Source organism: Bacillus sp. FSL E2-8900 (assembly GCF_037966225.1).
GTDB classification, from domain to species: domain Bacteria; phylum Bacillota; class Bacilli; order Bacillales; family Bacillaceae_G; genus Bacillus_A; species Bacillus_A cereus.
This window is the reverse complement of the sequence record NZ_CP150193.1, coordinates 3,176,571-3,198,659: the sequence shown is the minus strand read 5'-3', so window position 1 is coordinate 3,198,659 and position 22,089 is coordinate 3,176,571. Positions and strand designations below refer to the sequence as shown.

Sequence of the window (22,089 nt, the reverse complement as noted above, 5' to 3'; positions counted from 1 at the left end):
TCAAAAAGCAATTTGTGTATAGAATAAGCAATGCATGAATTCATCAACATTGGTGATAATAAATCAGAGAATCAATATATAAGCATGAACTTTAGTGGAATAGCTACAAGAAGGGGATAATTCTATAATAGTAGATATAATTATCAAAATTTTCATCTTAGTTACTTTTCGGGTAGGATAAGTAGAAGAAAATAGGAAGTTTTTCTTTGAAGAAAGCTCTTTTGACAGGAATAGATTTTTTCATAACTAGAACAAATAAATTAATAATCGCATATACTGTATTGTCGTTAAAGCAAGACATTATTTTCTCAGAACAAGGGAATCACTAAAAAAATATGTGATTCCTTTATTCTTAAGTATAATGTCAATAGTTGATTTGAAATAACCGAAGAAATAAAATCTTTGTTAATGGACAATCACATAATTTTAGGTATAGTAGGTTTATAATTTAGACTATAAAAATTAATGTATCTTTTATTATTTTAACCAAGAAGACTCCCTCCATAAGGAACTCACAGCAAGTATGGGGAAGTGGGAGTAGTTCAAAGCATGCAATATTGTTTGATTTGGCTAATACATAGATTTATCATCTCAGAACTGGTGTAAGAATTATAATGTTTATACCATTCTATTGTATTTTCTAAAGTCTGTTGTAGGGACCATTTTGGCTGCCAATTAAGATTGAATTTTGCTTTGCTAATGTCAAGGTTTAGTAAATTTGCTTCATGAAAATTTATTGGACCTATATTTTCTGCTGTCCAATCCCCGCAGCCCCAAATATCTAGTAAACTGGTCACTAATTTTTCTACTGAAACAATATTGTTTAGGGATGGCCCGAAGTTCCATGCTCCTGAAAAAAGGATACCATTATTTATAATTTTTTCTGTAAGGAGTAAATACCCGCTTAAAGGTTCTAGTACATGTTGCCAGGGTCTAATAGCAGTAGGATTTCTAATAATAATCTTTTTGTTTGATTCTAATGCTCGTATACAATCGGGAATAATTCTATCTATTGACCAATCACCACCACCAATTACATTACCAGCTCGAACACTTGCAATTATTTTCTTGTGTTGAGAAAATTTTTCTTCTGAAAAGTAAGAATTACGATAGGAAGAAATTAAAAGTTCGCAGCATCCTTTGCTTGAGCTATATATGTCATGGCCGCCCATAGGGTCAATTTCACGATAACCCCAAGGCCATTCTTTATTTTCATAGCACTTGTCACTTGTCACCATAATTCCTATTTTAGCTGATTCATGTAATCGAATTGCCTCTAGTACATTCATAGTTCCTACAACGTTTACCTCGTATGTTTCCCTAGGATATTCATATGAATACTTAACTAAAGGTTGGGCAGCTAAATGGAATACAATTTCAGGTTTATAATCTGTAAAAACCTTATTTAATTTATTAAAATCTCTAATGTCTCCACGAATATCAATTATATTATTTTGAAGGTTAGTAATGTTAAAGTTATCATTTTTATTTTTAGGATCTAATGAATATCCGATTACAGTAGCACCTAATTCATTCAACCATAGGGATAACCAAGAACCTTTAAAACCAGTATGTCCAGTAATTAAAATTCTTTTTCCGTAAAAAGCATTATTAAAGTTTTGGTTTAACAATTAGTCCACCTCCTTTAGTACCCTATTTTTAGGGGGTTAGGTATAAATGTTTATTATTTTTATACCAATTAATAGTTTTTATAATTCCTTCTTCAATATTAATTCTAGGTTCCCAGGAAAGAGAGTTTTTTATTTTTTGCACATCCGCTTCAGGAACCCATCTTTCATTTGTTCTAGAGGAAATTGCACCGTAATTTGGTCTGGAATTGGTTTTCAAATGTTTGAATAATAATTCTACATAATGTTTCAAGGGGTGAATAGTGCCGCTCCCAATATTAAAGATTTCATTTTGTATAGTAGTATTTTCTACTGCTAGGATACAGGCATCTATTACATTTTCTATATAACAATAATCTCTTAATTGATTACATAAAGTTAAATTTACATCTTTGTTTTGTAATACTCGCAAGATTATATAGCTAAAAATTTTATGCGGCTCTTCGCCTTCTCCGAATATGCCAAAAGGTCTTAATGTTATAAGATTAGTATTGTTTTCGCTAGCAATTTGATGGGCGAGTATAGTAGCAGCAGCTTTGGTACTTCCATAGATGTCCACAGGAGTTAGTAACATATTTTCATGAATAGGTTCCATCTTGTTACCGTATTCAGAACTACTCCCAAAATTGATGATTTTTTTACAATTCACCAATTTTGCTGCTTGAATAATGTTACAAGTCCCTATAACATTTGTTTCTATAGCATGGATGTAATCTGTATGGGCAGAATTTACACCATAGGCTGCCAGGTGAAAGATATAATCGGGATTAATTTTCTTTATTGCATCTTGTACTTGTTTTTTATCTCGTATATCTATTTCATAGGTTTCAATATATTTTAGAATATCCTCTAGTCTCCAAGAGTTTGATGGTGTTCTTATGAAAAGAACAATTTTTGCTTGTAAATTTAAAAGTCTTCGTGCCAAGTGAGAACCAATAAAACCGTATCCACCAGTAATAAGGAAAGTTTTATTTTTAAATGAAGCAATCATAGTGATAATCTATCCTTTATTAAGATGTATTTTTAGTTGCTGAAATAAATAGATTTATTTTTAAATAAGGAAAGTATCAGTCTTAATTGTGATGAGGGGAGGGGTATTTAAAATAATTTTTTATTGTTGTTGTATCAATTTGGTCAGCAAATAAAGAGGAGGGAGATTTTTGAAAAGTATTATGAAGGGTATGACATGTCTTGTTCAATTGTTCAATATAAGGAATGTATATATAATTTAAAACTGCTGGAGGTAATTCTAAAGTTTCTTGTTTCCATAAATCAAACTCATTTGGATTAATAATTTGCATACTTCCAAAATGAAAAGCTATTAATTCATCTTGATCAATAAAAACTTTATTATCTGTTTTGGATATAGAACTGCTATTTAAAATGACATTCCAAGGTGCTGCATCAATACCTTTATGAGTCATGATTTTTATATTAGAAAAGATGTTAGGAATGTGATTTAAATATTTTTGGTCACCCCATCTATTCATTTCAACATCATATTGATTATTGCAATATTCTAGGCATTTATCTTTCCACCATGTTAAAATTTCTTTACTATTTTGATCATTTTTGAAGCCTACTAAACCAGCTTGGTATATACCGTGTATGCTTTCAATTTCAGTAGAGCTTCTTTGAGGGCAAAGGAATACAGAGTATTTCCACCACTCATTAAGAATGATATTAGGTGCTGTAAAGAAATACATATCAGCATCACAATATATAATGTGATCAACTTCCGGATAAAGACTAAGGACATGTAGACATAGGGGCGCTTTTAATGTCCAACAATATTCTTGTAAACTTCTATCATTTTTTATACTGAGGAGTTCATGATTTTCAATATCCTTGACCGGAATTAGTATGGCGTGCTTTAATTTTAATTTCTCTAATATTTGATACGTTAAATCATCCATACAACAGATCCATACAGTAAATTTAGCGTTGAAATTTTCTAAGGAATAATAAGAGGTCAATCCTTGAATTAATCGTTCTTTACTTATAATCATGGAAAAGTTCATAAAATGATTGGATTGATTCATTTTTCTTCTTAATTGTGAATCTTTATATAAAGTTTGAGCTTTATTTATATCTTTTTTACTTAAAAATTGTTTAGTATCTTTATTGAATTTATCCTTTAATTGCTTTAAAACAAATTGAATTCTCTCTAAATACGGAGTGTAAATATGGTTTAATATATTATTGGGTATTGAAATTTCTCCCAAAGACCAAAGATCAAAATCATTTTCAGTAAAGATAGTAATACATGCAAAATGGTAAACAACTAGTTTGTCGTTTTCAATAAATATATCGTTTTTAGTCTTGTCAATTTTATAATCGTTATTATATATACAGTTCCAAGGCGCAGCATTTATACCTAAGTTATTTGAAATTTTTACTTTTGGAAAATATATAGGGATATAATCTAAATACTTTTGGTCTCCAAATTTCCCCTCCTCAGCCTCGGCACTGCACCAATCTATACATTTATTTTTCCACCATCTTACACTTTTTAGTCCATAGAGATCATTCTTAAATCCAATTAGACCAGCCTGATATTTTCCATACATTTTTTCTACCCAATCACGATCTCTTTGGGGGGTTAGGAAAATAGAATGGTCACCCCATTCCTCAAAAATAATATTAGGGTCAGAGAAAAAGCATAAATCACCATCACAATATAGAATAGATGGTAAATCATAATTGACCAATAGATATTCTATCAAGACAGATTTTAAAGTCCAACAATATTCATTTACTTTTCTTTTTCTCTTAATTGCTTTTAATTCACGATCTTCTAATTCTTCAACTTGTAAAAGGTTTACATTAATTAAACTCATTTCTTTTAATAGTGAATATGCAAAAGGATCTATACAACAAATCCACAATGTGAATTTTTCTGAGTACTGCATTAATGATTGCTGTAAAGCAATAATTTTCAAGACATACTCACTACCTACAATGACGCAGAAATGATTATTTAGATCATGTTGTTGATTATAGAATTGGGGATTAATTCTTTTTTGAGTATTTTTTTTGGAGAGATTTGAAGCTTTAATTCCTGTTGAAAGTGGGTTAACTATTTTCTCATTAGAGGGGATATACAATCGAGGTAAACTTATTTTTTTATCATTAGAGTTCAATGCTTATTCAGTCCTCTCCACTAAAATTTATTTGGATTCCAACTTTCATTTACAGTTTTTAAATCTTTAGGTGTATCGACACTAGCCCAAAAGTCATTGTGTTCATAGACTGCGAGCTCATTGTCTTTTATTAAATTTCGAAGAGGATCTTCTTCTAGAACACAATCATCATTATTACTTAAATAATTGAATATTTCTTTGTTAAATACAAAAAAACCGCCATTAATTACTTCATCAAGTAATGGTTTTTCTTTAAAATCAATAGCAATTCCATCTTCGACCGCCAATAGTCCGTATTGACTATTTTTTTTAATTCCAGTTAATGTAGCAATTTTTCCTTTTTCTTTATGGAATGCTATTAGTTGATCAATATCTATATTGGCTAATCCGTCACCATAAGTTAATAAAAAGGTTTCACCCTGTACAAAGGATTCAAGTTTTTTTAGTCTTGCCCCGGTCATTGTATCAATTCCTGTATCTATAAAGTGTATATTCCAATTTTCTAATTTCTGAAGTAGCGTATATTGACTGGTTTTAAAATTCAAACTAAAGTCATTCTCTTTCCAGCTAAAGTCCATAAAATATTCCTTAATTTTCTCACCTTTATATCCTAAGGGCAAAATGAAATCAGAATGTCCATATTTTCTATACCAATTCATTATATGCAAGAGGAGAGGCTTTCCTTGAACTCGAACTAATGGTTTGGGAATGTCCTCTAAAATTCCTTGCATCCGAAGCCCTTTTCCGCCACACAAAATTATGACTTTCATAGATTTATTTCCTTCCTCTCTATATATTTTACTAATTTAAACTATGTAGTTTGTTTGGTAAATGTATACACGGTTGTACCATAATGACAATCAACTAAAAAAAATATGTTAGATTTATAATTCAGATGCTGATTAAACGTGGAGAATACACATTGTAGTTTATCATTAATTATATGTAAATTAGGTTCTTTTAAAATCTATGCTTTAGTTTATTTAATATTAATGAAAGAAATTGCTTGTTCTTAAGATAAAAGAAGGGGAAGGAAATCAAGGGAATTGAAGAAGCTTATAATGAAATATCCAAGAAGACAAAATATAAGATAAAGTATGGAAGTAAGTAGTCGTGAATGCACTACATAAGCAGAATATGCTGATCGCATAAATGATTATACAGAAATCAACAGAAGAATAACAAAGGGAATTAGCCATTTGAAGGAAAATGGAACAACTATTTTTACATTTTATAAATTCAAAAAAGAGCACCGCATAAAGGTGCTCTAGTGATGGAACTAATTTTGTAAAGAACTATTTATTCAATAAAGAAGGACTTACTAATTATTATATGAACGTTTTGTTAATTAAGTGTGTATCAATTAGACAGGAATTTTATTTCTCTACACCTATTTGATTTTACGGGCCAAATCATGTTAAAAGAAAGAAGAAAATTATTAAGTTAATGTTATTTTGTTTAAAATAACATCCCAATCGGAATCATCACCTTCCCATCTATCCTGATAACGTGGGAGTTCAATTGAACAAACCCGCGATATTCCCCAATTTTGTTCAACAATATTAGATATACCCTCCTTGAAATTAACAATAAGGATATTAAAATCCTTATTTGTAATTTTAGATAATACGTTTTGTAATTCAACCGCTTCATCTCGATTTCCCCAAATTCTAATGAATAAAATGGATTCACTACTATTTATTTTTTCAAGGAATTGATTAATTCTAGTGTCTAATTTAGCTTTAAAAGAAGGATAGGTTGATTTCAAATCCTTTTCTGAATTAATAGGAAAATCATGCATTGAAAAACAATTATAATAAGTGTCCTTTATACAGTAGGTAATTCGTTCTGCCCATTTAATTTGATTATCAAATTCTGATTCAATAAGACCGTAACTTTCTGAACCTTCTATAATCATATTTTCTAACTTCATAAATTTTTTAAATCGATTTTGAAGTAATCTGTTTACATCTGAAAGTGATGGATAATAAAACCAATCTAAAGGTCCAGAAAATGTTCTTAAATTGTGTCTTTTGATTTGGTTGGTGACTTGACACAATCCTCCTAAACTTACAATTACGCCATAGGATTTTTGTATATCTTCTAGGTTCATCCTCATCATCCTTTATAAAAGTAATTTAAATTATCTGTTCAGTATATGATGCAATAACATATTGATGTGGACCTATATATCACAGTACATAGAGCTAAGACATTTGTATAAATTTAAAAAGTCAAATACCTAAGTTGAGGGATTTCATCTTTGACGTTATATCATGGAGTTATTATTGGAATGAAAGCTGGTAGGGATATTGCGCCAGAGTTATATATTCTCCAGTAACTTAATTTAGAAACCTGTTCTTGATTACTGTAGTAAAATTGTTGTTCTTTTAAAAGAATCCTTAGATAAAAAAGAAAAATCTATTGGTTAGCATTTAACCAGTAGATTTTTCTTTGAGTTAGCATCTGTTATATGATAAATATTGAAGATGGAAAACCACTTAGAAAGACTTTTAAGCAGAAAAATAGACTAGTCTATTTTAATTTCTAATGGTCCCAGTATCTTTCATTTTAACGTGTGTCTTTACATTTATTTTAGCCTCTGCTAATGCTTGCAACCAATCACCTTTTACTTTTTTCCACTCTTTATATTGAAAGGCTCTAGCATATAGGGATAATCCGATTGGATCAATTTTATTCTGCTGCATTTCATTTAAAATATTTTGTAACTTTTTATTAACTTCTTTTTGAATAGCACTTTCTAAATTATTTACATTTTTTTTATTATCATAGTGCCCCTTTATTAAATTCGCATTGGTTTTTTCTATTAAAGCTACATTAGCATATATATCGAGATTAAATACAAACTTTCCGTTTTGGAAAGCAACAACTACCTTCCTTATCGCGTTCTGTACGAAGATAGAAGTGTTTGTTTTCTTGCTGGACTTTTTAGGAGGAAGCGCAAGGTGTAGTATCATTCGCCCGCTACTTTTTTGCTTATTTATAAGATTGAAAAATTTAACATCTTTTTTAGGAATATGAGTTAAATATTTCCCTTTTCGATTTAAAAATGCAATTCCTACTGTGTCGATTTCATTCTTTGTTTTTTTGATAATTGGAACAGTTTGCGTCATTCCTTCTTCATTTTGTTCTCTCATTAATTGTTGAATTGTAGAAGAGACGGATTGGTTATTTTGAATTGATGATTCAATTACACCACTTATATAAGATGAAAGTGATGGTTTACTAGGCTTGTGAATTTTAAAAATTTCTTCTGCAGGTCCATCTACAAGTACTACTTTAGCATTAATGGTAGCGTAAGGATCACGGTAAGAAGAATCAAGCTCCTGCAACCAATTTGCTTCTTGCGCTAATTTTTTCCCAATTAAAATGATTTCAGCTTTGGAAGCTGTCATAAAGCCCGTTAACTTTGTATCTATCTTACTGAATCCAGTATATACAGTTGATGCTTGTGTCCAATGCTCTATAGTACTTTTTGACTGTTTATGATGAAAGAGTGGTATGCTTGTTCCAACTTTTATGTCTCCATTAGAGGTTCTATCCAAGCCAATTAAAAGGATTAATGAAACCTTCTCAAGAGGAACTCTCTGACTACAACCAATTATATACACACAACAAATTACAATCCATATCCATTTTCGAATCAAAGTTGTTTCCTCCTAGTAACCCAAGTAAAAAGAATACTGTAAGCGAAAAATAAGATTGGTAAAAGAATAAAGAAAATGACATTTAAGATATCCATAAGAGAATATATAAACAAATATTGATCCACATCGGGATTTAGGAAAATAAATAGCCCAACTATAAATAACATAAAAGCAAGCAGCGCCCAATTTCGGGCGTTTTTTTGAAGTGATATGGTCATAGATTCAAAACTGAAAAATAAATACGGATATATTGTAGTGGAAAATACAATCAAGTAGTAAGCGATATATATAATTTCTAATCTTTCCATGAAAGAAAAACGAACCCCTTTTAACAGATGAAATACTGGCCAGATTACGTCTTTTATCCCCTCTGGACTAAAGTATATATAAGAAAGAATAGTCACATATAAATAGAAAAACATAGTTCCAGTATTCGCTATTAGTAGTCCTTTTATGGCTTTTTGTTTTTTTTGTAAGAACGGGTATATATAATATGCAATTTCTAAGCCAGCATAAGGTGTAATGGTTTCTTTTGTTGCCTTTATAATAGGGTATAATCCATCTTTAAAAATAGGTAGTAGGTGTAAAGGGGTGTAGTTAGTCTTTAGTGAAAACAGAAGAAATAGTGGCATCCAAGTAGTGAAGAAGAAAACAAGCATAGAATAACTAGTAAGGGCCCTTAACCCACTCAGGGTTAAAATAATAAAAGGTAATAGTAATAATATGGTGATTTGATAAGTAGGAGTGGAAGGGAATATCCACACTTTTACAATATCAGTTGCCTTTAATAAAGTATTAAAGCCAGCAAAAAATAGATAACAGGCATATAAAAGAAAAAGAATCGTCCCTAGCCATTTACCAAAGTATGTTTTTAAGATTTGCGAGAAATTTTTGTTGGGATTTTTTTGTAACATTAATATAATAAATACACCGATTATAGAAGTAACCATCCATCCAAGAATGATTGAAATCCAGCCATCTGTACCAGCAGTAGTAGCAAGTGGGCTTGGCATAATTAACATACCAGATGCAAGTTGCAGCGAATGGATGAAAATAATAAATTCGAATAAAGTTATATTTTTGAATTTAAGATTCCCCATGCGGACCACCTTCTTTTTTCTTTTCTTGTTTCGGCTGTCCAGTACTCGAACGGGTGGTAATCATCGAAATAGGAAACCTTACAAAAGAATCTTTTAACTCTTGAAGCCGAAATGGCGCGATTGGCAATCCGTATGGTGAACCATAGGAAGTCAGTGAAACAAAATGAGCAAATAAGAGCATTAATCCACTAACAATACCTACAACCCCATAAAAGTATGCCAATAACATCATTGGAAAACGAATAAGGCGTATAGAACTTGATAAATCATAATTAGAAACAATAAATGATGCAATGGCTGTAATAGATACGATAATAACCATAACGTTACTCACAAGTCCAGCTTGAACAGCCGCCTGTCCAATTACAATCCCTCCAACAATACCAATAGTTTGTCCAATAGGTTGTGGTAAGCGAATACCAGCTTCACGTAGCATTTCCAGTGTAATTTCCATTATAAAAGCTTCCAATAAGGGAGAGAAGGGGACCTTAACTCTTGACGTTGCAATAGAAGTGTATAAATCTATAGGAATGATCTCAAAGTGAAAGGATACTATAGCAATATAAAATGCGGGTAAAAAAATAGCTATAATAAATCCTGCAAATCGTAATAAGCGAAAAAAAGATGCAATGAGCCAATGAATATTATAGTCATCTGGGGTTTGAAAAAATCCAATCAAATTCATAGGAACAACCATAGCACCAGGGGATCTATCCATTAACACCGCTACTTTCCCATCAAGTATATGGTTTGAAATGGCGTCTGGACGTTCGCTTAAATAAGCCTGTGGAAAAGGAGTCCAATTTTGATCTTTTGTATAATTAGATAGCTCTCCAATACTTAATACCGCATCTGTTTTGATTTTGCAGATTCTAGTTTCTATTTCTTGGACTACATCTGCGTTTGCTACATCACCTAAGTAAATTAAATAGACTAAAGAAGTGGCTCGTTCTCCAATCGTCAGCTTTTTGATTTTTAACTCTGTAGAAGGAATATATCGACGAATTAGGCCTATATTTTTTGTGACATTCTCAATAAAACCATCATGTGAGCCTTTAATAGTAACTTCTGAAATTGGTTCTTGAATGGCTCTCTCTGCCCAGCCTTTTGTATTTATTAGAAGTGACCGATTTTCTCCTTCCATAAACAGTACACATTGACCCTCAAGTAATCCTTCTTTAATTTCATTCCATGTATATACGATTTTTGTATGAGTAGCAATAATATTAGAATTAAAAATTTGACTGTCTTCATTTACTTCTTGTAATAATGGTGTAACAACATTGGCTTTTAATGCAACACCATCTGTAAGGCCTTCAAAATAATAAAGTAAAATATTCGTGTTTGTTTTTAATTGCAAAGGGTGTTCAATTAAATCTGCACTAATATCAAAGATGTTATCTAATGTATTTTTAAGTTCTTTTAAGTTACTTGTTTGGATCTTTTCAATGTTTTTATCTGTTTTAGTTTCTAAGATCTCTTCATTTAAAGACAAAATTGACACCTCTTTAATATATAACGATTAGTTATATTTATTATTTTTATAAGATGGAATTTTATTCACAAATTTAAACAAATTGGGAACGGAAATTAATAATTGAGAGCAAAAAAGTAGAGGTGATTTGTGGGGGAATCTAAGTACCAAGATAGAATTGAAATTTGAATGATTATCACAAAAAAGAACCCTTGATAGGCTCTTTTTCATAGTTGATAAATATATTGTCAACAATAGATGGCGTTTAAGGTAGTAATTTAGATGTCTTTAAGTTCATCAGCTGAATTTTGTAGGAAGAATTCTTTTTTAATATCTTAATGCTCAATTAAAAAGACATTATATTTATTTGGGTGTTCTAGTGTAATTAAAGTTTGCGCGCTAACAAATTTTGTTTAGGGACAAAATGTTTTTTCTGAATTAACAGAAAAATATATGCGCAAAATTCCTATTAGTTATTTTGGTAGGTATCAAATATTGCTTTGGCCTTATTTTCTTGAGATTACCGTACGTTTATATGTTTCTAAGGGAAAGAAATACTTTCATTTTTATGACCATCTATTGTTTGATTAAGATGGTAACATGAAATAGAAGCGTTTACAACCAGAAAATAAAGAAAAAATATTAAAATTAGACTTTTTTCGACAATTATTTTATGTTTATATTTCATTTTATTATAGGAAAAGGCGGGGGAAAGCGGACCTTTTCCTATAAAATGTTTTGTTGGAATTAGAAATAACTAAAAAAGTAATATTAGCTTAAAATTAAAATGAAATTCAATGATAAGGTTATAATTGAATTTTTAAACCTCATGTGTATTGAAAATATGGTCAAATCTTAATCCACGTTGCGTTTCTTCCTTTTGTAACTAGCTTAATATGGCCAAACACTTGCAAGGAATTTAAAGCCTTACTGATTGTACTTTCTGCAATATCTGGATAAGTGTTACGAATACTCTCCTTAGTAAAAGGTTGTTTTTGTTTAAGTATAAAATCTTGAATTCTCTCAACTTTAGTATGTTTACATATAGAATCTAGAACTGTGTTATGAAGATCTTTGTAAGCCTCTAATATAATTGTTAAAAACGTTTTTAACCAAAAGCTATTATTATGTTCCTCGCAGTACCAATTGACCGAAGATTTATAAATCGAATTGTAATAATCAGATTCATTTTTCTTAATATATTTATCCAAACATACATATTTTACAAATGTATGTCCACTCTTAATTAACAGCAATTGCATTAACATAAATGCCAGCCTGTTATTACCTTGATTGAAAGGGACTATGCAATAAAAATTTAATATAAAACGAGCTATTAATAAAAGTGAATGTAGCCCCTTACTAGTATTTAATGAGTTGTATTGATCACATAATTGCTCCATAAACTGTGGAATGAGTTCATGCGGAAGAATGCGGTAACTATTCAAGTGCATTCCATGCTCAGGAATACCTGGAATAATAAAAGGTTTTTCACGCCATTTGGCACTGTCAGAGGTAAGGTAATGTATTAGTTGAAAATGTAATTCCTGTATAGTTGCTGGATTAATTGATAAAGTACAGGAGTTTTTATGTACAAAAGAAAGTGTTTGATAATAACAAAAAATAGCATCTTCAGAAATATTTTGAGGTACTATATCATCTAAAATAAGTTCTTTTAATCTTTTATTAGGAACTTTTATATCCTCATAAATAGTTGTGAAATTTTTTATGTAATGTAGTGGTATAGTTTTTTCTAAACTATTAAATATGTCAGGGTTTTGTTCCTGATAAGCAGTTAATTTTCCTTTGAATTCGCTAATTTCACTTATTAAATTGATTAACCTCCTTTTTAATTCAATATTTTTGTACTTATCATCAAAAAAGTCTCTCATTTTTGTTCCTCCTGTAACCCCTTAACACGTTGTTGCATATATCTTTCCATTCTAAAGGTATGCTACGACATCATTGTAAAATAAAGATATTTTCGGTCTGATTTTGAATATATATCAGAATCTATATTTTTATTTAACAATTAAAATATGGAAATTATAAAGAAGAATCGTTAGGATTCAATTTTAATAGGCATAATCCTAACATCAAATGCACAAATGTACAATAAAAAAATAAAAAAAATAAAACTATCGACTCTTTTGAAATATTATCTAAAAGAATTTTAAGAAATTGTAGGTATAGATGTGCTTTGGTTTAGGAGTAAATAATAAAGCGGTAATAGAGTTTTTATAGGTAATTAAAAAGTAGATAGACTATTAATTTGTGTCAATTACGTGCCTAATCTATCATATGCTTTTATAAGAATTTTAAAATTAAATCCTAACGAGCTGAATTTTCTATATTTAGCATAAATATTAGGGAGGCGTGCTGATGAAATGTATCATTTTATATAGAAATATGTAACGTTTAACACTCGTATTGTAAAATATTTTGACATACGTTAATTTAAATATTAGGTACAGGAACATTTAATAAAAACTCAGTACTAAAGTACCCTTTAAACGTTTCACCCTAAGAACGTTTCTCAAGCACACTGAAGTTTACCCGTTGTTTCTGTGCCTTATTAGATAAAAATAATATAATAAATTTTTATAATATGATAATGAAAAATGGGTTTTCTCCTTAAATATTAACAATCTCTTGATAATCTGCTTAAAGTAAGAAAATGCAGGATAGACAATGGTTATTAATAAAGAAAATACAGTTAAGCTAGATACCTTAAGTCATTTTATAAGTAATTAAGCGTTAGATTGAATTAGTAAGAATATTATATGTGATTGCTAAATGGCTTGTTTTAATTGTTCTGTTACTATTAATTTATGAATTTTAACATTTAGAAGCTAGTCAACATATAGGTTATATTGATTATGTGGGTTTTAACCTCAAGTGTATATGTTTAAGGTTAAGGGATTTGTGAGTGTTATAAAAGAAGTGAAAGTCTGGAAGAAACGGATATAATCGGCTTCTTCCAGACTTTTTTTGCTTTTTTGTAATATAAAAAAATTATTTTTCCTACATGATTTAATTATCTGTTTTAATATTTGAATTTTTTGTGAAATTAAACGAAGTTTTTATTCTTTTTTTAAAACATAATGTTACAAAATAGACTTATTGTATTTATTTTATTTTTATATGAGATTAAAAATAATAATAAACGTACCAATGTATGAGAGGTATTAGTATATTTATTAGTAATTTGTTCGTTTATCTCTATATTGCTATTATATTAGCGATAACAATAATATATTGGGGGGACAAGAATGAATTTGAAATTTACATCTAAATTGGAAAGATTAAGAAAAAGTAAAAAAGGAATTGGTGCTTGTGTTTTAGCTGCAGGGGTAACGGCTATTACTATGATTCCTCAAAGTGCTTATGCACATGGATTTGTTGAAAAGCCAAGTAGCCGTGCTGCTTTATGTAGTCAGAATTATGGAGCATTGAATTTAAATTGTGGAAATATAATGTACGAACCTCAAAGCCTAGAAGCACCTAAAGGATTCCCAGATGGGGGACCGATTGATGGAAAAATCGCTTCGGCAGGAGGACTGTTTGGAGGAATTCTTGACCAACAAACATCAAATCGCTGGTTCAAAAACACGATTAAGGGTGGAGCAAATACCTTTACATGGAAATATACAGCTGCACATCCTACAAGTAAATGGCATTATTACATTACAAAAAAGGGATGGGATCCTAATAAACCATTAACACGTGCTGAATTAGAACCAATTGGAACTGTGAAACATGATGGTTCTGCCGCATCAAATAATTTAACACATACAATTAATGTACCAACTGATCGCAATGGTTATCATGTTATTTTAGCTGTATGGGATGTAGCAGATACGTCAAATGCGTTTTATAATGTAATTGATGTAAATCTAGTAAATAATGAAACTCCCGATACAGTAGCTCCAAGTCAACCAACTGAATTAAATGCCTCTAAAGTTTCTGCCAATAGTGTTGAAATAACATGGAAGGCCTCTACTGATAATATAGGTGTAAAAGAATATCAAGTGTTACGTAATGGCGAAGTAATTGATACGGTACCAGGTACAACTTTTATTGATAAAAAACTAAAAGCAGATACGGAATATACCTATACAATAAAGGCATTAGACTCTGCTGGAAACATATCAAAAGAAAGTGAAAAACTAAAGGTTAAGACAACACATGCAATCCCAGATATAGAGGCTCCAACTCAACCAAAAGGATTACATAGTATGGGTACAACAGCGAAAACTGTTGATTTGATGTGGAGTCCGTCTGAAGATAATGTAGGTGTTGACCATTATATTGTATATAGAGAAAGCGCTGGGGTTATGAATAAAATTGGGACAGCGGCTAATACATCCTTTATGGATAAAGATTTGAAGGCTAATACATCGTATAAATATGTAGTGACGGCGGTTGATTTAGCTGGAAATGAATCTAGTAGAAGTGATGTTTTGACTGTAACAACAAAGTCAGAGGATTCCACATATGAAAAATGGGATGCAAGAAAAGCATATATTAAAGGCGATAGAGTAGTACATGAGGGAAAAGTGTATGAAGCAGTTCAAGATCATCAAGGAAATGGCGACTCAAATTGGATTTTTGCCTTATCGCTTTGGAAGCCAGTTTTGAATAAGTGACAGGTGGGAAAAGGTAGTTAACATTTTTGGGTTTTCTTTTAAAAATTAAGGGCTGTTCCAAATATGAATTATCTTATGATTTAAATGATAAATCAATAAGATTTAAACCCCATCCTAATGTTTACGAAATGAAATTAAAAAAGAATCCCAATGGAATTTCATTGGGATTCTTTATTTTCTAATTTGTAATAGCGTATATTTTCACTGTGAATTTGTTAGTGGCACCCATTGGACTTGCAATATAATATTTAGTATTTGTGTAAGCTTCAGTCCTAGATCCATGTGAAATGTTTTTCCAACGAGTAGAATCTATTCCTAGGGAAACATCAATCATTACATTGAAAGAGATAGTAGAAGAATAATCTTTTTCTGAAGGCTCAATAACCCATTTTAATTCTTTGGTACCTACAGGTAAACTATCAATTTTAAAGTTTTGACTGGATCGATTTTGTTGCCCGGATAAAGGACAAGATTCAGATGATATTTGCGAAATTAATATTTCTTTTTCATTAGAATGTATACCATTTAATTTAATGATACTATCAATTAAACCTGGACCAGGAAAATCAGCTGCGATGATACCAGAATGTTTAATTATGCCTTGTTGTAAGAGTTCGGTCCCAAGTGTATTCATTCCTCCATAGTATACTTGCCCGTTTCTATCGCGAGGGAAATCACTCCATGCATTTGTGGAATTCGTTTGAATCAATTTAGGACTACTATCAGTATTTCTGCTCTCTTTTCCGCTTGCAACAAACCAAGGATATACATTATTTGAAAATGCTGCTGCGCCTCCCGTACCACTAAAATGGTTGAGATGAATTTTTCCATTATTAAAATTAGTATTTGTATTTTGTAGATGGGTTTTTATCGCAATCCATTTTGCATATATTTCGTCTGGTCCGCTTCCAATTTCAAATTTATCTTGTATATTCAAACCTTCGTAATCAATGCCGTACAATTGAGTAGATGTAAAGTTTTGTAAGATTACAATTTTCCCGCGGGTATCTCCTAAAGTAGGGTTATTTCTATCTGAGGTTGGTACGGAATTAGGATTCCAAAAATATGAAGCATTAACGTTTTTATATTTTAAAAATATCTCCTCAAATGATAGAGAGCCGCTTTCAGGAGTAGTTTCTTCTTTTAGGCGCATTAATATTGTTTCTGTTGGATGCTCTTTTAAAAATTGAATTGTCTCTTTTAATACATCTTCAAACACAGCTTTTTGATTTACAATGCCATGATACATTGCAAAAGAATCTTTTACACGTTTAACACGCATATCTACATATCGGATTCCAGAATTTAATTGTTGGGATAGACCCATAGTTTGATTTCTTGTCAAATTTTCATCAAGAAAGCTTGCTCCATGTAAAGCCATTGTACCGTGAGTCCCTGGAATAGATATTTCACTTAATTTTGTTGAATCTTCTATTTTGGACATCCACGATGGATTTTGATATCCTATATTGGATTCATAGGAGTAACCTGGATGACTATCAGCTAAAAGAGTAGATGGTGTACTTAAACTTGCTAGTGTAATACAAGTGAGGATGCTAATTTTAATGAAATTTCTCATTTTTATTTTCTTCATTTTATCTCTCCTGATCTTTAAACAATTGCTAGATGATGTTTTTACTATATTTATTGTTTTTCATTCTTGAGGTAATAAATTTTTGGATTTGAAAATAATTAAAAACAGGGGGAGTAAGTTATTTGAGACTTTAATAATTTGTTTTTATGAATTGTACCTAATAGCCAAACGTATTCTTGAAAAATCGAAATATAGCCTCCAAAAACCAACCGTTGCTCGTATTGTATACAAACAAAACAGAAGCCTTAAAAAAGACTTCTATTTTGTGACATATAATGAATGATAAGGTGGTAAACAAATCAAAATAATGTGAATGAGTAGTAAAAGTTTATTAATAGCTGTTTTAGAATCTCTTATAACAAGGCTGATTACAAAAAGTGAATCCCTACAATGCTAATAAAAATTGAAAAATTCTACTCATTAAAACTTAGACTAACTACAGTTGCGATAGATTGGGCTGCATGTTCCCAGCTTCCATCTATAACTTTACCAATCTGCTGACCAAGTGTATTTAAATCATTTGGATTAACTGGAATTCCATTATACGCAGCAAGAATTGATAAAAGTGGAGCAGCAAATGGTGTCCAACCACCTCTATCAATACTAAATACAGGCTTATCTACTACTTTTCCATCTTGCACAGTAAACTCATAATAAAATTGATCATCTGGACGGAAACTTAAATGATGAGAAATTTGTCCCTTAACATATTTTTTTCCTGCACCTAGATTTACTACTTCTATTTCCTTTACGTTAAATTCATGCTCAAATACTTTTATTTTTTTGACTTCTGGACCATTTAAGGCAGCATTAACAGCTGTTTCTAAATTATTTTGTGCTAATGGTTGAATACTCATTTGTTCCTTGTTTTGTTGGATAGGAGCCTCTTTTTCTGCAGCAAACACTGATGTGGTAGGTAGTGCACCTGTAGCTAATGTTGCTGCAAGTGCTGTTGTCATAATGATTTTTCGTTTCATCTTCATAGTTTTCCTTCCTCTCTTAAAGTTATGATATATAATTTTTTAAGATTGACACGGTACAATTTTTTTCATAATGCACGCAAAAAACTAGTTTAAGAACTATGTGAAAAAACGTGTCGGAAAATTAAAATTAATTATATATGTGTTTTAAATGATATCTATCTACACATATTTTTTCAATTTTTAGACAAATGAAACGATAATTACTGCATAAGAGTCAATTTAGCACTTTATTTATCTATAAATTTCCTATAAACACATTTAGTTCATGGTAAAAGTAATATATTTGATATTAAATGTCTTGCATAATGCGATGAAATTTCACAATTTTTTATCAATATATACAGAAAAAAAGTAACGAAACTTAAGTGATATTTAATACTTTTCATATTTGTGAAGTATGTGAATTTGTTTATTATAACATCTAAGATGTTAGATGTTATTTTTTAAACATTACTTATCCGGATTCATGAAAAGTATTTTAATATATTTTTTATTTTATATAACAATATATAGTTTTGATATTAAAACTAAAATATGGAAGTAACATAGGGGATTTACGCATATAGTAATGTTGATGGTAAAATTAACAAAATTTTCATTTGAATCAGATAAAGCTATGATGTTTTTAACTTATAATAATGTTACTACGATGAAAAAATGGCTACTAATTAGTTAATTTAAAAATCAATTTTAGATAGGAAGAGGATAATGAAGACCAGAGATAGTTATAAAATTATTGTAATTGGTGCTGGGACAGCAGGACTATCTTCTACTGCACATTTATTACGAAATGTACCCCTATTGAAAGAAAGTATAGCAATTATTGATCCATCAAAAAAACATTACTTTCAGCCACTATGGAGTTTAGTGGGGGGAGGAATTGTTTCAAAGGAAAGTACGATGCGTAATCAGGAATCGCTTATTCCAAAAGGGGCAACGTGGATCCCTAAAAGTGTTGTTAAGTTATTTCCATCTGAAAATAAGATACTTTTAGATGACGGACTGCTACTTGAGTATGAAATTCTTATTGTAGCAGCTGGTATACAAATAAATTGGGACAGTATTAAAGGCTTAAAAGAGTCTATTGGCACTAATGGGGTATGTAGCAATTATTCTTATACATATGTTGATTCTACTTGGAGAGAAATCGAAAAATTTAAAGGAGGAAATGCGCTTTTTACCCACCCTAATACTCCTATTAAATGCGGTGGTGCTCCACAAAAAATTATGTACTTAGCAGAGGAGTATTTTTGTAATAGTGGTTTAAGAAACAGAAGTGAAGTAATGTTTTATTCTGCAAACAATAACATATTTCAGGTTCCAAGATATGCAAATACTTTAGAACAAGTACTAGAAAGAAAGCAAATTATAACGAATTATAATAAAAATCTAGTGGAAATTATCGCCGAAAAGAGAGAGGCAATTTTTGAAGATACGCAAACACTAAAAAGAGAAACCGTACCATATAGTATGATACATGTTGTTCCGCCAATGGGGCCACCTAATTTTATTAAAGAGAGTGAGATAAGTGATCATCAGGGGTGGGTAGATATAAGCCCTTATACTTTGCAGCATGTGCAATATAAAAATATTTTTGGACTTGGAGATTGTACCAATTTACCTACCTCTAAAACTGGAGCAGCAATTCGAAAACAAATACCCGTCTTAAAACAAAATATTATGGACGTACTTAGCGGAAGAGATTTACAGGCTAAATATGATGGATATACATCATGTCCGATTGTTACAGGATATAAAAGTCTTATACTTGCTGAATTTAACTATGAACATGAGCCTCAAGAAACGTTTCCATTTAATCAAGCGAAAGAACGGTATAGTATGTTTTTACTTAAAAGATATATGTTGCCATATATGTATTGGAATTTAATGTTGAAAGGGATTCTATAGGAGAAGATAAAAAGTGGTTACAAAAATTGAAAATTAATTTGAAATAACTAATTGGAGGGAATAGCTATGCTTTTAAAATATTTTTATGATGAAAAATTAGCACATGCTTCCTATTTAGTCGGTTGTCAGAAAGAAGGCGTAGCAATCGTTATTGATCCTAGTCGCTATATAGAACAATATATAGAATTTGCTAAGAAAGAGGGGATGGAAGTAATTGCTGCGGCTGAGACCCATATTCATGCTGATTTTCTTTCTGGGTCTAGAGAACTTTCTAATCTTTACCATGCAAATTTATATGTATCTGATGAAGGAGATTGTGATTGGAAATATCAATATCTTAACGAAGGTCGATACAAATTGGTTAGAGAGGGCACAGAGTTTAAAGTAGGTCATATAAAATTTAATGTAATTCACACCCCAGGGCATACGCCTGAAAGTATTTCTTTTTTAGTAACTGATACAAGTCAAAATAATTATACGAATGATAAACCGATAGGAATATTCACAGGTGATTTTATATTTGTAGGAGATATAGGAAGGCCGGATTTATTAGAAACTGCAGTCGGTATTAAAGATACTGCAAAAATAGGAGCGAAACAATTATTTGATTCTATACAAAAAATAAAAATACTTCCTGATTATTTGCAAATATGGCCATCACATGGTGCGGGAAGCGCATGTGGAAAAGCATTAGGAGCAATTCCAACTTCTACATTAGGTTATGAAAAGATGTTCAATTGGGCATTTCGGTGTAATGAAGAAAGTGATTTTATATCGACTTTATTGACGGCACAGCCAGAGCCTCCAAAGTATTTTTCATTAATGAAGAATTTAAATAAGTATGGTCCGCCAATTCGTAAGAAGAGAAAAAGTACTGCTATTAATACAGTAGAAGAACTTCAAGAAATTTTGAAGAGCGTTTATCAAATAGTTGATATAAGGGATGTAGAGAGTTTTGCTGCAGGTCATATCGAGAAGTCAATTAACATACCTTATAACAATTCTTTCACAACTTGGTGTGGATGGTTATTAGATTATAAAAAAGAAACTTTAATAATTCTAGATGAGGAAAAGGTTAAAGTAGAGGCAGTTATTAGAGAATTTGAATCTATTGGGTTAGATAATATTATTGCTTTTGCACCCTTAAAAGTAATACAAAGACTTGATAGATTTGAAAGTTACAAAGAAAAAACATCGATTGAATTATATCCGCATATAAAAGGTGGAAGCGTTAAGGTTATCGATGTGCGTAGTAAAAAAGAGTGGGAGGAAGGACACCTTCATGATGCAATACATGTCACTTTAGGTAATCTATTTGAACAACTAGATTATATACCGAAAGATTTTCCAATAGTTTTGCAATGTCGAACCGGATTACGTTCCGCTATAGCAGCTAGTATTTTACAAAGAGCTGGTATAAAGGAAGTAGTGAATTTAAAGGGAGGATTTCTTGCATGGAAAGAAGAAGGGCTTCCTTATACAACATGCAATCTCAATGTGTAGGAAAATATTATATGCTAGGTAAGAATAATTAAAAGAAGTTATAGATGACGTGTTAGAAAAGGGAATCATAATTGTCGCAGATTCAGGAAATACATTAGGATTATTAATTGATTATCCAGTTAAATATGAAAATGTAATATTTGTTTTAGCATTAAATAATTTAACATTGGATCCATCTTTTATGGAATGGCAGTGTTGGAAGTACTTAGGTATTATCAATAAGAACCCAATTTAAAATTCTCTTGGATGCAAGAGAATTTTTTTATTGGGAATAGTAAGGGGGAGGGGAGGTGCATTACATATGGGAAAAGGTAGAAGTAATAATGCTGGTAAAAAGCAACCGAATTTTGATGATTCATCTAATTTTGCTAAACAAAGCCAACCGACAGAAAAGAAGAAGAAATAAGAACAGGAGCTCTCTTGATAAAGGGAGCTCCTG

At 30.7% G+C, this 22,089-nt stretch carries 14 protein-coding genes; 3 read left to right on the top strand and 11 right to left on the bottom strand.

From position 1 onward, the window contains the following. Positions 1 to 542: 542 nt before the first annotated feature. From rfbG to NST90_RS16315, 9 genes are all read right to left on the bottom strand, one after another. Positions 543 to 1,631, bottom strand: coding sequence for a CDP-glucose 4,6-dehydratase (gene rfbG / locus NST90_RS16355; protein ID WP_025708923.1), 1,089 nt, complete (start codon positions 1,629 to 1,631; stop codon positions 543 to 545). Between the two features lie 28 nt (positions 1,632 to 1,659). Continuing rightward, complete coding sequence (locus NST90_RS16350; protein WP_025708921.1) at positions 1,660 to 2,619, bottom strand: NAD(P)-dependent oxidoreductase; 960 nt, start codon at positions 2,617 to 2,619, stop codon at positions 1,660 to 1,662. 82 nt (positions 2,620 to 2,701) lie between these two features. Beyond that, on the bottom strand, positions 2,702 to 4,771 hold the full coding sequence (locus tag NST90_RS16345) for a hypothetical protein (RefSeq protein WP_025708920.1): 2,070 nt from the start codon (positions 4,769 to 4,771) through the stop codon (positions 2,702 to 2,704). A gap of 20 nt (positions 4,772 to 4,791) precedes the next feature. Next, entirely contained in the window at positions 4,792 to 5,541 is a 750-nt protein-coding gene (locus NST90_RS16340; protein WP_000864434.1) for a sugar phosphate nucleotidyltransferase, read from the bottom strand. Positions 5,542 to 6,209: 668 nt separating this feature from the next. After that, positions 6,210 to 6,884 (bottom strand): papain-like cysteine peptidase, encoded by a 675-nt coding sequence (locus tag NST90_RS16335; RefSeq protein ID WP_001047148.1) that lies wholly within the window; start codon positions 6,882 to 6,884, stop codon positions 6,210 to 6,212. Between the two features lie 427 nt (positions 6,885 to 7,311). Further along, positions 7,312 to 8,439, bottom strand: a complete 1,128-nt coding sequence (locus tag NST90_RS16330; RefSeq protein WP_025708918.1) for a Ger(x)C family spore germination protein — start codon at positions 8,437 to 8,439, stop codon at positions 7,312 to 7,314. Further along, positions 8,436 to 9,539: an endospore germination permease gene (locus tag NST90_RS16325; protein ID WP_025708917.1), complete on the bottom strand. Its 1,104-nt coding sequence runs from the start codon at positions 9,537 to 9,539 to the stop codon at positions 8,436 to 8,438. Before NST90_RS16325 ends, NST90_RS16330 begins: the two co-directional genes overlap by 4 nt. Then, positions 9,526 to 11,034, bottom strand: a complete 1,509-nt coding sequence (locus tag NST90_RS16320) for a spore germination protein (protein ID WP_025708916.1) — start codon at positions 11,032 to 11,034, stop codon at positions 9,526 to 9,528. The genes NST90_RS16325 and NST90_RS16320 overlap by 14 nt, the downstream gene beginning before the upstream one ends. Positions 11,035 to 11,861: 827 nt before the next feature. Beyond that, positions 11,862 to 12,905, bottom strand: coding sequence for a Fic family protein (locus NST90_RS16315; RefSeq protein WP_025708915.1), 1,044 nt, complete (start codon positions 12,903 to 12,905; stop codon positions 11,862 to 11,864). Between the two features lie 1,380 nt (positions 12,906 to 14,285). Between NST90_RS16315 and NST90_RS16310 the strand changes: the two genes are divergently transcribed. Next, positions 14,286 to 15,662, top strand: coding sequence for a lytic polysaccharide monooxygenase (locus NST90_RS16310; RefSeq protein ID WP_025708914.1), 1,377 nt, complete (start codon positions 14,286 to 14,288; stop codon positions 15,660 to 15,662). Positions 15,663 to 15,840: 178 nt separating this feature from the next. Here NST90_RS16310 and NST90_RS16305 read toward each other — a convergent pair whose 3' ends face one another. Both NST90_RS16305 and NST90_RS16300 read right to left on the bottom strand, forming a co-directional pair. Beyond that, positions 15,841 to 17,256: a phosphatidylinositol-specific phospholipase C gene (locus NST90_RS16305; protein WP_025708913.1), complete on the bottom strand. Its 1,416-nt coding sequence runs from the start codon at positions 17,254 to 17,256 to the stop codon at positions 15,841 to 15,843. A gap of 413 nt (positions 17,257 to 17,669) precedes the next feature. Then, positions 17,670 to 18,239, bottom strand: coding sequence for a hypothetical protein (locus NST90_RS16300; protein ID WP_025708912.1), 570 nt, complete (start codon positions 18,237 to 18,239; stop codon positions 17,670 to 17,672). 708 nt (positions 18,240 to 18,947) lie between these two features. Between NST90_RS16300 and NST90_RS16295 the strand changes: the two genes are divergently transcribed. Together NST90_RS16295 and NST90_RS16290 are read left to right on the top strand one after the other, a co-directional pair. Continuing rightward, on the top strand, positions 18,948 to 20,147 hold the full coding sequence (locus tag NST90_RS16295) for an FAD/NAD(P)-binding oxidoreductase (RefSeq protein ID WP_025708911.1): 1,200 nt from the start codon (positions 18,948 to 18,950) through the stop codon (positions 20,145 to 20,147). A 66-nt stretch (positions 20,148 to 20,213) separates the two neighbouring features. Continuing rightward, positions 20,214 to 21,650 carry an MBL fold metallo-hydrolase gene (locus NST90_RS16290; protein WP_025708910.1) on the top strand — a complete coding sequence of 479 codons (1,437 nt, stop codon included), beginning with the start codon at positions 20,214 to 20,216 and terminating at the stop codon, positions 21,648 to 21,650. Positions 21,651 to 22,089: the final 439 nt, after the last annotated feature.